13 protein-coding genes are annotated in these 13,690 nt (G+C 70.4%); 3 read left to right on the forward strand and 10 right to left on the reverse strand.

Going from position 1 to position 13,690, the window contains the following annotated elements:
- Positions 1–36: 36 nt before the first annotated feature.
- Positions 37–2,103, reverse strand: a complete 2,067-nt coding sequence (locus ACZ49J_RS13530; protein WP_467448271.1) for a galactose-binding domain-containing protein — start codon at positions 2,101–2,103, stop codon at positions 37–39.
- Between the two features lie 249 nt (positions 2,104–2,352).
- Between ACZ49J_RS13530 and ACZ49J_RS13535 the strand changes: the two genes are divergently transcribed.
- Together ACZ49J_RS13535 and ACZ49J_RS13540 are read left to right on the forward strand one after the other, a co-directional pair.
- On the forward strand, positions 2,353–3,099 hold the full coding sequence (locus ACZ49J_RS13535; protein ID WP_467447788.1) for a class I SAM-dependent DNA methyltransferase: 747 nt from the start codon (positions 2,353–2,355) through the stop codon (positions 3,097–3,099).
- An 85-nt stretch (positions 3,100–3,184) separates the two neighbouring features.
- Positions 3,185–4,672, forward strand: a complete 1,488-nt coding sequence (locus ACZ49J_RS13540) for an alpha/beta hydrolase (protein ID WP_467447789.1) — start codon at positions 3,185–3,187, stop codon at positions 4,670–4,672.
- Between the two features lie 121 nt (positions 4,673–4,793).
- On the opposite strand, the gene ACZ49J_RS13545 is transcribed toward ACZ49J_RS13540, so the two are convergent.
- The 4 genes from ACZ49J_RS13545 to ACZ49J_RS13560 are packed head-to-tail and all read right to left on the reverse strand — an operon-like array spanning position 4,794 to position 9,235.
- Entirely contained in the window at positions 4,794–5,630 is an 837-nt protein-coding gene (locus tag ACZ49J_RS13545; RefSeq protein ID WP_467447790.1) for a carbohydrate ABC transporter permease, read from the reverse strand.
- Positions 5,627–6,637, reverse strand: coding sequence for a carbohydrate ABC transporter permease (locus ACZ49J_RS13550; RefSeq protein ID WP_467447792.1), 1,011 nt, complete (start codon positions 6,635–6,637; stop codon positions 5,627–5,629). Before ACZ49J_RS13550 ends, ACZ49J_RS13545 begins: the two co-directional genes overlap by 4 nt.
- Before the next feature lie 2 nt (positions 6,638–6,639).
- A complete protein-coding gene (locus tag ACZ49J_RS13555; protein WP_467447794.1) occupies positions 6,640–7,935 on the reverse strand; it encodes an ABC transporter substrate-binding protein in 1,296 nt (431 codons plus the stop codon).
- 49 nt (positions 7,936–7,984) lie between these two features.
- The gene (locus ACZ49J_RS13560) at positions 7,985–9,235 is read right to left on the reverse strand and encodes an aminotransferase class V-fold PLP-dependent enzyme (protein WP_467447795.1); all 1,251 of its coding nucleotides are present in this window, start codon (positions 9,233–9,235) and stop codon (positions 7,985–7,987) included.
- 239 nt (positions 9,236–9,474) lie between these two features.
- Here ACZ49J_RS13560 and ACZ49J_RS13565 point away from each other — a divergent pair, with 239 nt between their 5' ends.
- On the forward strand, positions 9,475–10,179 hold the full coding sequence (locus ACZ49J_RS13565) for a FadR/GntR family transcriptional regulator (protein WP_467447796.1): 705 nt from the start codon (positions 9,475–9,477) through the stop codon (positions 10,177–10,179).
- Here ACZ49J_RS13565 and pqqE read toward each other — a convergent pair.
- From pqqE to pqqA, 5 genes are read right to left on the reverse strand one after another with little or no spacing between them, the layout of a single operon-like run.
- On the reverse strand, positions 10,139–11,326 hold the full coding sequence (pqqE, locus tag ACZ49J_RS13570; RefSeq protein ID WP_467447797.1) for a pyrroloquinoline quinone biosynthesis protein PqqE: 1,188 nt from the start codon (positions 11,324–11,326) through the stop codon (positions 10,139–10,141). The two genes, ACZ49J_RS13565 and pqqE, sit on opposite strands and share 41 nt — an antisense overlap.
- Positions 11,323–11,595 (reverse strand): pyrroloquinoline quinone biosynthesis peptide chaperone PqqD, encoded by a 273-nt coding sequence (gene pqqD / locus ACZ49J_RS13575; RefSeq protein WP_467447798.1) that lies wholly within the window; start codon positions 11,593–11,595, stop codon positions 11,323–11,325. The genes pqqE and pqqD overlap by 4 nt, the downstream gene beginning before the upstream one ends.
- On the reverse strand, positions 11,592–12,302 hold the full coding sequence (gene pqqC / locus ACZ49J_RS13580) for a pyrroloquinoline-quinone synthase PqqC (RefSeq protein ID WP_467447799.1): 711 nt from the start codon (positions 12,300–12,302) through the stop codon (positions 11,592–11,594). The genes pqqD and pqqC overlap by 4 nt, the downstream gene beginning before the upstream one ends.
- Positions 12,299–13,207: a pyrroloquinoline quinone biosynthesis protein PqqB gene (pqqB, locus tag ACZ49J_RS13585; protein ID WP_467447800.1), complete on the reverse strand. Its 909-nt coding sequence runs from the start codon at positions 13,205–13,207 to the stop codon at positions 12,299–12,301. Before pqqB ends, pqqC begins: the two co-directional genes overlap by 4 nt.
- A gap of 9 nt (positions 13,208–13,216) precedes the next feature.
- On the reverse strand, positions 13,217–13,360 hold the full coding sequence (gene pqqA, locus ACZ49J_RS13590; protein ID WP_467447801.1) for a pyrroloquinoline quinone precursor peptide PqqA: 144 nt from the start codon (positions 13,358–13,360) through the stop codon (positions 13,217–13,219).
- Positions 13,361–13,690 lie beyond the last annotated feature (330 nt).

The raw sequence follows: 13,690 nt of genomic DNA on the forward strand, positions 1-13,690 counted from the left end.
CGCCGGGCGGGCTCGGGCGGGGCGCCGTCGGGCCGGTCAGCCGCTGTACACACCCACCTCGTTCAGCGAGTAGCCCCAGTCGGTGCCGCGGTCCAGCCCGTGGACGCGGACGTACCGGGCCGGGGTCCCGCTGAACCGTGCCGTGTCCAGGCCGCCGTCACCGGACGTCGTGGACCACGCGGTCCTCCAGGCCGAGCCGTCGGTGGAGAGCTCGACGCGGTACGACTTCCCGTACGCCCTCTCCCAGTCGAGCGTGACGCGCTTGACGGTCCGCGTGGATCCGAGGTCGATCCGCAGCCACTGGTCGTCGCTCCAGTCGCTCGCCCAGCGCGTGCCCGGGTCGCCGTCCACGGCCCGGCCGGGCGCGTAGCTGGTGAACGGGTTGGACTCCGACGAACTGGCCGTCGCGGCGGCGCCCTTGGCGAGGTTGACCCCGGCCTTGTGGTTCTCCGACGCGCCCCAGGTGTCGAGGTAGGACTCGGCGCCCCGGAACAGGTCGTTGACGACGTCCTGGCCGCCGACGAGGCGGATGTCCTCGATCCAGTCGGGGACGAGCCCGTAGTGGGCGGCGCCGTCGGTGTTGAGGTTCCAGGTGCGCTGCCCCGTGGTCTGCTTGTCGATGACGGAGCCGCCGTCGACGCTCGTGAACGGGTACTTCACGGGGTTGGAGGTGCTCGCGCCGCGGGGTGCGGGCCAGCCGCCGACGCCGTTCATGTCGGTGCCGAAACCGTAGCCCACGTTGTACTTGTCGCGCAGCGCGTCCGTGCGCCTGGCCTCGGTGCTGAACTCCTCGGAGCCGTGCATGTACTGGGCGACGAAGCCGCCGAGGGAGTAGACCCGCTCGGTCCAGTTCAGGTCCATCCAGCTGTGCGAGGACAGCACGCCCGGGTACTGCTCGGCCTCGAAGATGTCGAGCACCCGGCCGGTGGCCTTGACGCTCATGTGGTCGATCTCGAGCATCATCTTGCGCTTCATCATGCCGCGCACGGCGTACTCACCGAGGTCGGTGAGCCCTCTGACGTTGCACTGGGCGTCCTCGTCGTACTCCGGGACCTCCGTGCCCGCCGGGAGGTCCTCCTCGGCCCCGGACGACGCGCCGCCGATGGGGTTGTCCTTCTGCGGGCCGGTGCACTTCTCCGTCTTCCAGAACGTGCCGGTCGACAGGAACTGGCCCACGTTGATGGCCGTCCCGAGCCCGTCCTCGTCGAAGCGGACCCCGCACAGGGCGTTGTCGAACTTGTGGCACAGGAACATGCTGCGCACGCCCAGGTCGTACAGCTCGTCCAGCCCCTTGTCGATGTCCTCCTTGTCGCACTGCGCGATGTCCAGGACCTGCTTGCAGCCGAACGGCTCCGAGGTCTCGACGCCCAGGACGACGGCGAGCTTGCCCTGCTTGACGACCTCGCGGGCCTGCGCGCTGTCGGTGACGATGCGGAACCAGCCCTTGCCCGTGCCGCCGTACATCTTGTCGATGTAGGCCTGCATGTCGTACGTCAGCTTGGCCTGGAGCCGGATGGACGTCATCTCGTCACAACCGCGGTCCTTGAAGAAGTAGACCGAGCAGATCACGCCGTTGGTGACGAGGTCGTTGACGAGGACCCGCTGCCCGCCGCGCCAGGCGCGCTCGATCCACGCGTAGTAGTTCTGCTGGTGGGTCATCGAGTCGTGCGCGGGCCAGTCCTTGAACGTCGGCCAGCCGACCGGGTCGTGCCTGCCGTCCCCGCCCTTGGTGATGTAGTCGAAGACCGCGAGCGAGCCGTCGGGGTAGTGCTCGGGACAGTCCTTGAGCGCGTCCGCGACGCCCGCCTCGGAGAACGGCTTGCCGCAGATGAGCCGGCCGCCGAACGCCTCGTTGGACATGATGTGGTTGTGCGCGTCGACGAACCCTCGCACCTCGCCCGCCGCGTTCGTGCCCTTGAAGGGCTCGCCGGTGACGTTGATCTGCGAGTCGGGCGAGGGCCGTGCGCTCGGCGTCCACCAGTCGGTCGCCGCCGAACTCGGCGTGGGTCCCAGCGTCATGGCCATCACGACGAGGAGCAGGGACAGCAGGGCGAGGGGCCTGCGTTTGCGGCGCGGGCTCCTGGGATGGGGGCGGCGAACCATGGTCATTGGTCACGTCCTCGGTCGGCGGGTGGCGCGGTGGTGAGCCAGACCGTCCGGGACAGGTCGTTACCATCCCCGCGACGTCGTTGTCATGACTCGCACAAGCGATGTGACGAGAATCGCTACTGACGGGTACAGAGTCAAGAGTCCGGGACGCTTGACCTGATGGCCGCGCCGCCGTCGCCGCCGCCGTTCCCTCACCGGAAAAGGAAGTGCGCCGACCGCTTCGCGGACGCTACCGTCTCCGGCATGACCGAACTCGATGAGGACGGCTACTTCGGAGAAGACATCGCGGCGACGTACGACGAGTCGTCGGCCGACATGTTCCGCCCCGAGGCGGTGGAACCGGCGGTGGACCTGCTCGCCGGGCTCGCCGGCGACGGGCAGGCCCTCGAACTGGGCATCGGCACCGGCCGGATCGCCCTGCCGCTGAGCCGCCGCGGGGTTCCGGTGCACGGCATCGACATGTCCCGCGCCATGGTGGCCCGGCTGCGCTCGAAGCCGGGCGGCGACGCGATCGACGTCACGGTCGGCGACTTCGCGACGACGCGTGTACCGGGCACGTTCGCGGTCGCGTACCTCGTCTACAACACGATCAACAACCTGACGACCCAGGACGCCCAGGTGGACTGCTTCCGCAACGCGGCCGCCCATCTGAGGCCCGGAGGCTGCTTCGTCGTCGAGGTGAGCGTGCCGGACCTGCGCAGGCTGCCACCGGGGCAGAACGCCGTGCCGTTCACGATCAGCCCCACCCGGCTGGGCTTCGACACGTACGACGTCGCCACACAGGCGATGAGCTCCCACCACATCACGATCGTCGACGGCAGACCCTCCTACTGGTCCCTGCCCTTCCGGTACGTCTGGCCCGCGGAACTGGACCTGATGGCGCGTCTCGCCGGGATGCGGCTGCGCGACCGGTGGGAGGGATGGGGGCGCGAGCCGTTCACCGGAGAGAGCCGCCGGCACGTCTCGGTCTGGGAGAAGACCGCGGAGTAGGGGAACCCTGTGGGGTAAACCCCCGACCGCAGAGGCCAGTTGGCAGGATGCCAGGGACGGACGGGGGCGGGAGAAGCTCGTGTCCATGACGAAGATCAAGCGATACGCAGCCCTGCTCGCCGCCTCCACCGCCGTCCTGAGCCTCACCGTCCCCTTCACCACCGCGACCGCCTCGACGGCCGCCGCCGAGCCGCCGCCCCTCGACTGGACGACGTGCGAGGGGACAGGGCTCGATCCGCGGCAGGAGTGCGCGACCGTCGAGGTGCCGATGGACTACGCCCACCCGCGCGGCCGGAAGATCTCCGTGGCGGTCTCCCGCATCACAGCCGAGAACCCGGTCAAGCGTCGCGGCGCGCTGTTCATGATCCCGGGCGGACCCGGCGGCGGCAGCCTCAACGCACCGTCCGGAAAGGGACAGAAGCTGCCGCAGGAGGTACGTGACACCTACGACCTGATCGGCTTCGATCCGCGCGGCTACGGCCGTTCCACCCCGGTCAGCTGCGGTTTCGAGCACGGTGACCTCGCCATGTCGAAGACGCGGCCCTGGCCCGCACCCGACGGCTCCGTCACCGAGAACATGGCCACCGCGCGGCGCATGGCGGACGCCTGCGCACGCAACGGGGGCGAGCTGATCCAGCACCTCAGCACGGCCAACGAGGCCCGCGACCTCGACCGCGCCCGGGCCGCCCTCGGCGAACGGAGGATCTCCGCGTGGGGAACCTCGTACGGGACGTACGTCGGGTCCGTCTACAACGAGCTGTTCCCGCACCGCACCGACCGCTTCGTGCTCGACAGCAACGACAACCCCGACCCCACCCGGGTCGCCCGGGGCTGGCTCGCCGCGTACGAGGTCGGCGTCGAGGACAACTTCCCCGAGTTCGCCACATGGGCGTCCGCACCCGGCAATCCCGACCGCGTCGCCTCCACCGCCGCCGAGGTGCGCCCCCTCTTCCTCCGTCTCGCCGCACACCTCGACCGCGAACCCATCCCGTGGCCCGGCGCCAACCCGGAGGAGCTCAACGGCAACGTACTGCGCCAGACCATGCTGGAGAGCCTCTACGACCCCGACAAGTACTCCACGCTCGCCCGGCTGATCCTGGCCGCCCGCGAGGGCACCGCTCCGCCCGTGCCCCAGACGCCGCCCGACTCCGTCCTGCAGAACATCGCCGCGTCCGGAGCCGCCATCTGCAACGACGTCGCCTGGCCCAGGTCGGCCGCCGTGTACGAGAAGGGGGTCGCCGAGAGCCGCGTCAAGTACCCCCTGACGGCGGGGCTGCCGAGGAACGCCATGTTGTGCGCCGCCTGGCCGTGGACGCCGAAGGAGCCCGCGGTCCGGATCACCGACCGCGGCCCCTCCAACGTCCTCCTCGTCCAGAACCGGCGCGACGTGGCCACCCCCCTCAGCGGCGCCCTCAAGCTCCGCGAGGCCCTCGGCCGACGCGCCGTCATGGTGACCGTGGACTCCACCGGCCACAACGTCTACCTCGCCAACGGCAACGCCTGCGGCAACCGGACGGTGTCGCACTTCCTGGCGACGGGGGAGCGACCTGCGCGCGACATCGTCTGCGACTAGGTACAGGGCGCCCCCACCGAGAGCATGCTCGCCATCCGGTCCGTGACCGTGGAGTGTCGGGCGGCTCCGGGCGCTCCTTCGACCGCGCCGTCCGCAACAACGGACCACCGACAGGGTGTGCTCAGCCCTTCACCGCGCCGGACGTGAGTCCCTGGACGATGTGGCGGCTGGCGAAGGCGAACAGGACCATCGTGGGCAGGATGGTGAGGACGGCCGCCGCGGACATCGAGCCCCAGTCGATGTTGAAGCTGGAGATGAACCCGTTCAGGGCCGTGGGGACGGTCTTGTTGGCGTCGCTGTTCATCAGCGTCACCGAAAGGAACAACTCGTTCCAGCAGTTGACGAAGTTGAAGATGAACGCGGCCACGATGCCGGGTCGCATCACCGGCAGCAGCACGCGGAACAGCGCCCCGAACCGGGACAGTCCGTCGATCATGGCGGCCTCCTCCAGCGCGTCGGGGATGTTCTCGAAGAAACCGCGGAGCATCACCGTGCAGAACGGGATGCACACCGCGATGTAGACGAGCACCAGCCCGAGGCGGTTGTCCACCAGCCGGAGGTCGGTCATGAGCAGGTACAGCGGCCCCAGCGCGATGAACGAGGGGATCATCTGGGTGACCAGCGCGGCCATCAGCAGGGCGGACTTGGTGCGGAACTCGAACCGCGCCAGCACGTACGCCGACAGCATCGAGATCGCCGTGGCCACCGCGCCCGCGACGGTCGAGACGAGGAGACTGTTGGTGAGGTAGACCCCGAAGTCGGCCTTGGAGAACAGGTCGGTGTAGTTCTCCAGCGAGAGGTGCTCGGGCCAGTAGGCGATCGGGAAGCGGAAGATGTCGCCCGGTGCCTTCAGCGAGGTGACGGCGATCCAGTACAGCGGGAAGACGGTGAAGACCAGCCACAGCCCCAGAAAGGTGAACCGCGCGGTCCGTCCGGTCGCGCTCTCCTTGCCGATCACGGCCTCACCTCTCGCTTCTCGCGCGTGGCCAGCAGGAAGAACGTGGCGAACAGCAGCAGCCCGGCGACGACGAGGAGGCCGATGGCGGAGGCCTGGCCGTAGTCGCCCTGCTGAGTGATCCGGATCATCCACGTGGTCACGATGTGCGTCTCGTTGTTGGGGCCGCCCCCGGTCATCCCGAAGATCAGGTCGGGGAAGTTGAAGATCCAGATGACCCGCAGCAGCACGGTGAGGGCGAGCGTGGTGCGGATGTACGGGATGGTGATCCGGAAGAGCGTGCGCACCTTGCCGGCGCCGTCCAGCGCGGCCGCCTCGTACAGTTCGTCGGGAATGGACTGCAGCGCGGCCAGGATCATGATCGCGAAGAAGGTGACGCCGTACCAGGTGTTGGCGACGAGCACGGCGATCATCGCCTTGTCCGGATCGGCGAGCCAGGCGATCGGCTGGTCGATCAACCCCGCCTTCTGCAGCAGGTCGTTGACGACACCGAACTCGCTGTTGAACATCCAGCGGAACAGGATGCCGATGAGGAACCCGGAGATCGCCCAGGGGAAGAAGACCAGCGCCTGGTAGAGGCCGCGGAACCGGAACCGGCGGCGCAGCCACAGGGCGAGCGCGAAGCCGATCACCAGCTGCGGCACGATCGAACCCGCCACCCACAGGGCCGTGTTGGCCAGTACGGTGCCCCAGGCCGGGTCGGCGAACACCTCGCGGAAGTTCTTCCATCCCACCCAGGACGTGTCGGTGAGGTCGGTCAGCTTCCAGTTGCGGAACGCCATCTGGCTTCCCGCGATCATCGGGTAGTAGGTGAAGACCGCCACGAAGACCGCGGCCGGCGCCATGAACGCGGCGATGAGCAGTCCGCGGCGGGTGGTGAACTCCCGCCTGCGGCGGCCCGTTCGGGCACCGAGGCCGGGCGGGGCACCCCCCTCGCGGGACGGGCGCCCCGGCTCGGGGTGCGTCTTCGTCGTGGCGGACGAAGCAGGTGAGGCGGACGAGGCGGCCATCTCTACTTCCACTTCGCCGTCCAGTAGGCGTCCCAGTCGGCCAGCAGCTTCTTGGGCGTCAGCTTGCCGAGGATCATCTTCTGCACGTCGGCGTCGGCCTTCTGCTGCCACTCGGTCCACCAGGAGACGCCGCGCGGCTGGGTGACGACGAGGTACTTGTCCGGGTTCTCGGTCATGGTGACGTAGCTCGACCAGGGGCCCGTCCTGTAGAAGGAGTCCTCGGTCGCCGACTTGAGGATCGGCACCAGGCTGTTCTTCTTGGTGAAGGTCGTGGACGCCTCACCCTGGGAGAGGAACTCGACCAGCTTGACCGCCTCGGGCTTGTGCTTGCTGCCCTTGGCGATGCCCCACCCGGCGGTGGCCAGCGGCTGCACGGTCCTGCCGGAGGGACCGGCCACGAGCGGCGCGGTGTTCCACTGGCTCTTGGTGATCGACTTCGACTCCGAGACCGTGGCGATCACCTCGGGGTCCTGGAGCAGGAAGGCCGTGGAGCCGTTGGAGAAGCCCTCGACCATCTCCGGATACCCCCAGGAGACCGACGACTTGGGCGAGGCCTGCTGGAACAGCTTGAGGTAGGTCTCCATGGCGTCGAGGGCGCCGGGAGCGGAGAAGATCGTCTTCCCGTCCTTCAGCTTGAACCCGTTGGCGGGGTCGACGTCGTCGGCCACGTAGGCCTCGATGATCGCGGAGGCGTTGCCGTTGGCGTTGGCCCCGCCACGGAAGGCGTAACCGTACTGCCGCTTGGCCGGGTCCTGGATGGCGGTGGCCTGCTTCAGCAGGTCCTCCCAGGTGGTCGGGGGTTCGCTGAAGCCGGCCTTCTCGATCAGGTCGGTGCGGTAGAAGAGGCTCAGCCCGTAGAAGCCGTACGGGATGAAGTAGGTCTTCCCGTCCGCGTCCCGGGAGGCCTTGACGGCGTTCTCCGTCATGGCCTGCCAGCCCTTCCAGCCGTCCAGGTCCTTCTTCATGTCGTAGAGCCAGCCGTTGTTCGACCACGGGCCGACCGTGGTGTCGCGCACCTCCAGGGCGTCGACGCCGGTGCCGGACTGGAGCATCTGCTGGATCTTCTGGTCGGCCTGCTCGGTGGGCGGCGAGATCAGGTTGACCTTGATCTTGGGGTTCTGCTTCTCGAAGTCGGCTATCAGGCTCTTGAGCAGGTCGGTGCGAGCGGGGTTGGTGAGGCTTTCGACCATGGTGAGGGTGACCGCTCCACCGGCACTGCCGGGACTCATGGTGGAACAGCCGGTCAGGACCAGCGAGGCGGCTGTGCCGAGGGCGAGGACCGCCGTCCTTCTTCTCATCGTGCTGACCTCTTCCGTTTCGGGGGAGGGGCGTGCTGGGGGTGAGCGGCTATGGCGTGCCGTGCTGCTCGCGGGCCGCGCGGGCCCAGTCGCCGAGGACGGGGACGCAGGTCTCGGCGAAGTACTCGTAGTCGGCGGCGGTGTTGTAGACGTGGGCGGACACCCGCAGATAGCCGGCGCCGCCGAAGCTGGTGAAGGCCGCCTCCACGCCCAGCTCCAGCGCCACCCGGTCGCGCAGCGCGTCGGCTTCGACGCGCGTGGCACCCAGGCCCGGCGGCAGCCGCACCAGCCGCATGCCGGGGACGGGCATGCCGACGTCCACCCGGCCGCCGGCACCGGTCAGCTCGGCGAACGCGGCGCCGATGACGTGCTCGGCGTATCCGGCCAGGTCGTCCATGTAGCGGCGGGCGGTGTCCCAGCCCCAGGCGTGCTCGACGAAGTCGAGCGCCGTCGGCGCCGCCAGATACGAGGTCGCGTCCAGCGTGCCCTGCTGGTCGAAGCGGTCGGGGTACGGATCGGGGGCGCCCCACGAGTCGATCAGCGGGTAGAGGTGCTCCCGCAGGGGGCCACCGGCGACCAGCACCGCTGTGCCGCGCGGTGCGCAGCCCCATTTGTGCAGGTTGCCGACCCAGAAGTCGGGGGCGCCGTCCGCCGCGCCGGCGAGCGGGGAGTCGATCAGACCGGGGGCGTGCGCGCCGTCCACGAGGAACGGGACACCCCGCCGGCGCAGCTCCGCGCCGATCAGCTCCACCGGCATCCGGCGTGCCGTGGGCGAGGTGATCTCGTCGACGACGACGAGGTCGGTGGCCTCGCTCACCTCCGCGATCACGGCCTCGTACGCCTGCCGCTCGTCCGCGTCCAGCGGCACACCGGCCGTGCGGACCCGGCCGCCCCAGCGCCGGGCCAGACGCTCGGCGCCCATGGTCACGGCCCCGTATCCATGGTCGGTGACGACGATCTCCCCGCCGCGGCGGCGCGTGAGGGAGGCGTACACGACGCTGGCGCCGGCGCTCGCGTTCGGCACCAGGGCGAGGTCGTCGGGGGCGGCCCCGAGGAAGGCCGCGAGGTCGACCCGGGTGGCGGCGAGCCGCCCGGGCAGCGCCGGGAACCACACCACGGGGGAGCGTTCCATCTCGGCGCGCAGCTGGTTCTGCCGCTCCTGCGCCACGAGAGGAACCGCTCCGAACGAGCCATGGTTCAGGTGCCGCAGGGCGGGGTCCAGGGACCACGCCCCAGCGGCGGGCCGTCCGCCCGCCAGCTGGAGGGGGGCGGGCGCGGTGGTGACCTCGGTCTCGCTCACAAGACTCCACTTCTGCCGCACGCGGGCGCTCCGGCGAGATCAGGACATCAGATCCTGCGCCAGGAGACGTATGATGACTTGGATGCTGGCACGCCGATTTCAGGGCTTCAAGAGTGCTGCAGAGAAAAGTCATCAGACGACTCGTGGACGATACGTGGAAGACATCTGATGACCGGGCCTCGGTACAGTGCACCGAGAGGGCCCCGGCCGTGCCATGGGTCCGCCAGGGGAGGAGATCGATGTCCGCAGTCGACAAGGCGTTCCACGGCCTACGGCACATGATCGCCACGGGTCGCCTCGCAGCGGGCGAGCGCATCCCGCCCGAGGCCGACCTCTGCGAGGAACTCGGCGTGTCGCGAGGGTCGTTGCGCGAGGCCGTGCGGATGCTCGCCGCCCTGGGAGTGATCGAGCCCCGGCACGGCTCCGGCACGTACGTCTCCCAGCTCAGGCCCGAGGACGTCATCGGCAGCCTCTCGCTGACCCTGGAACTCCTGCCGCTGACCGGACTGCTCGAGGTCTACGAGATCCGGCGCGTGCTGGAGGCCCATGTCGCCGCCCAGGCCGCGGCCCGCTGCACTGCCGAGGAGGTCAGGACGCTCTTCTCGCTCATCGAGGCCATGGAGGCCACCGAGGACCCGGCCAAGGCCTCCGAACTCGACCACCGGTTCCACTCGGAGATCGCCCGGATCGGCGGCAACCCCACCCTGGCCTCGCTGCTGTCGGTGTTCCGCGCCCGCTCCCGCAAGTACCAGGTCTTCACCCTGCCCTCGGGCCCCGAGCTGCGCCGCAAGAGCGACGAGGACCACCGCGTGCTGGCCACCGCCATCGCCGGCCACGACCCCGTCGCCGCGGCCGGCGCCGCCCAGGCCCATGTCGCCCAGACCGAGCGGTGGCTGCGCGCCTTCATGCCTGACGTGGAGGAGGGCGGCGGCGACGCGGACTGACGGCGCGTGGGGCGTCCGTCGCGCCGCGGTAGACGTAACGCGCGGCGCCGGAGGACGAGAGCCCGCCCGGAGGCGGAGTCTCGGCCAGGGCGCGTACGAGTTCGTGGTCCGGGGACAGGGCGCACGCGGGGTCGGTGCGCGCGGCGTCCCCGGTGAGCGCGTGGGCCTGGCAGCGGCAGCCGCCGAAGTCGGTCTCGCGCCGGGGGCAGCCCGTGCACGGCCCGCTCATCCACTCGGTGCCGCGGTACCGGTTGAAGGCCGGTGAACTGCGCCAGATCCACTCCAGGGACCGGTCGCGTACGTTCGGCACGTCCAGGTCCGGCAGGGTCCCCGCCGCGGGGCACGGCAGGACGCCGCCGTCCGGGGCGACGGTCAGCGACACCGCTCCCCAGCCGCCCATGCAGGGCTTCGGCACACCGTCGAAGTAGTCCGGCACGACCCACACCAGCTCGGTGGTGCCCGCCAGTTGACTCCGCCGGCGCTCGACCACCTCCCGGGCGCGGGAGAGCTGGTCGCGGGTGGGCAGCAGCAGGGCGCGGTTGCGCAGAGCCCATCCGTAGAACTGCGCGTTGGCCAGCTCGATGCGCTCGGCGCCCCACGCCACGCCCAGGTCCACGATGGCGTCGACGGCGTCGAGGTTGTCCCGGTGCAGGACGACGTTGAGGCCCAGTGGCAGTTCCGCGTCCCGTACGGCGGCGGCGGCCCGCTCCTTGGCCGCGAAGGACCGCTGCCCGGCGATCCGGTCGGACGCCGCCGGATCCGCGTGCTGCACCGACAACTGGACGCTGCGCAGCCCGGCGGACACGAGCGCCGACAGCCTCGCCGCGCTCAGCCCGCTTCCGCTGGTGACCAGCTGGGTGTAGATCCCGGCGGACTCGGCCGCGGCGACGATGGCCGACAGGTCACGGCGGAGCAGGGGCTCACCGCCGGAGAGGTGGGTGTGGACGACGCCGAGCCGCGCGGCCTGCCGCAGCACGTCCTCCCACTCCTCGGTGGTCAGTTCCCGGGAACGCGCGGCGAGTTCGAGCGGGTTGGAGCAGTAGGGGCAGTGCAGGGGGCAGCCGTGGGTGAGTTCGGCCAGCAGGGCCCAGGGCGCGGGCGGGCCCGGTGTGTCTGGCGGGTTCGGCGGGTTCGGTCGGCTCGTCATCGCAGCCAGCCCTCCTCGCGTACGCGGTCGAGGAATGGGGGTACCTCGTCCGCCACGGGCGCGCCGGGGAAACGGGCCGCCAGCTCGTCGACGATCTCGCCCACGCGCCGGTGGCCGTCGCACAGCCGCAGCACCTCCGCCGCCCGTCCGCTGAGGACCACCACGCGTTCCGGCAGGACCAGCAGGTCCGTCCGGCGCACCCGGTCGTGGCGGAGCACGACCGAGCGGGCCAGCACGGGCCGCCATCCGGCCACGGCCGGCTCGTTCACACGTGCTCCTTCGCGTCGGCGTGGTCGATCGCGTCGAGCAGTGACCACAGCACGTCGCACTTGAAGGCGAGGGCGGCGACGGCCCGCTCCTGCTCGGCCTCGGTGCGCGCCCACTCCAGGACGAGGCCGAGGGCCTCCCCGCTGTCCTGGCGGCCCTGGGTCTCACGGGAGCGGAAGTAGGCGAGCCCGTCGGCGTCGATCCACCGGTAGTGGCGTTCGAAGGCGGCGATGCGTGTGCGCATGATGCCCGGGGCGGACAGCTCGGTGAGGGACGCGGCGACGGCTTCCAGCGGGGAGCCGAGCCGGCAGAAGTTGACGTATCCGTCCACCGCCAGCCGTACGCCGGGCAGCACGTCCTCGCCGGCCAGCAGCCGGGCCCGGTCGAGTCCCGCGGCCTCACCCAGTCTCAGCCACCGCTCGATGCCGCCCTCGCCCTCGCGCCGGCCGTCGTGCTCCTCGATCCGACGCAGCCACATGCGGCGCAGCCGCGGGGTGTCCAGCTTGGCGAGCACGAGGGCGTCCTTGACGGGGATGTGCCGCTGGTAGTGGAAGCGGTTGAGGATCCAGCGGCGCAACTCGTCGGGGGTCAGCTCGCCCTGGTGCATCCGTACGTTGAAGGGGTGGCGGTCGTGGTAACGGTCCCTGGCCACGGCTCTCAACCGGTTCTCGAACGCCGTTGCCGTGGGGGTTTGCGTGCCGGTGCTCACAGATCGATCACCATTCCGTCGGCGGCCACCTCGATACCCCGGTCCGCCAGCCGCTTGTGCTGCGGCGCGCCGGGATCGACGAGGGGGTTGGTGTTGTTCAGATGGGTGTAGAGACAGCGGGCGCTCAACGGCTCCAGGCGCTCCGCGGTGCCGCCCGGCCCGTCGATCGGGAGATGCCCCATTCCGGTCGCGGTGCGCGTGGAGATGCCCGTGCGACGAGGCTCCTCGTCGTCCCAGAACGTCCCGTCGACGATCACGCAGTCGGCCTCAGCGGCGGCGGCCCCCAGGGCCTCGGGCCAGGCCGCCAGCGCGGGGGCGTAGACCGCGGTGGCCCCGGTGGAACGGTCCGTCAGGCGCAGGGCCACGACCCAGGGGTCCGCGCCGGAACCGGACGAGTCCGCCGCGTACCGCGGGCGTTTGCCGGAGACCGGGATCGCGCTGATCGAGACCGCGGAGTCCGGGGTGAGGGGTTCCGGCCGCTCGCCGGGCAGGTCGCGCCAGGTGAGCGGGGTGTACGGCCCGATGACGGCTTCCAGCCGCAGCCGGGTGAGCAGCGCCTCGCGCACGGCGCCGGTCGCGAGCAGTTCCAGCCCGTCGGCACCGGCTTCGCGCAGCCGGGCGATGCCGAGGGTGTGGTCGAGTTCCGCGTCCGTCAGGACCAGACCGGCGACCGGCGTGCGCCGCGATCCGGGGCCGGGGTGGAGTGCCGGGCAGCCCTCGATCTGGTCCCCGATGTCCGGGGTCGCGTTGACGAGGTACCAGCGGTCCTGGGACGCCTGGACGGCGAGTGAGGCGTGGCGACGGCGCCAGTGCGGGTGGGCGCGTGCCCCGGAACACCCGGGGCACGCGCAGTTCCACTGGGGAACGCCGCCGCCCGCCGCGGTGCCGAGCACCTGCAGCAGCACGGCGGCGGGCTAACGGTCGCTCAGGGCGTAGGCGGTGACTTCCAGTGCCGTATCGACGACCGCGTAGTCGGGGGTCTGCCAGGCCGGCGACTCCTCGTCGCCGGACTGGTGCTGGACCTGGGATTCCACTGCCTGCTGTACGGATTCGGTCATGAGCAGAGCTGCCTTTCTGGGTGGGGGACAGACGCTCCTGGTCGACTCGCGTTCTGGTGCCACCATCGCGAGCCGCCGCGTCCGGGTCAATGGGGCAGCCGGAAGGTGCTCCGATCTCTCCGGGGTCCATCCCGGTGAGATGGGCGGGCCGAGGGCGATCGTCGCTGGATGTGCTGGGCGAAGGCCCTGGCGAAACAGCGAGGACCCTCTCGAATCGCGAGCTGGTCCGGACCTTTGGCGCTTTCTCTCCTTGACCCCGCCTCATACACCTCCTACCTTCTCGGGCAGCTGACGTCTCGTCAACTACGAGAATCAAGGCGCCTGTTCCCC

Source organism: Streptomyces sp. NPDC030840 (assembly GCF_055572015.1).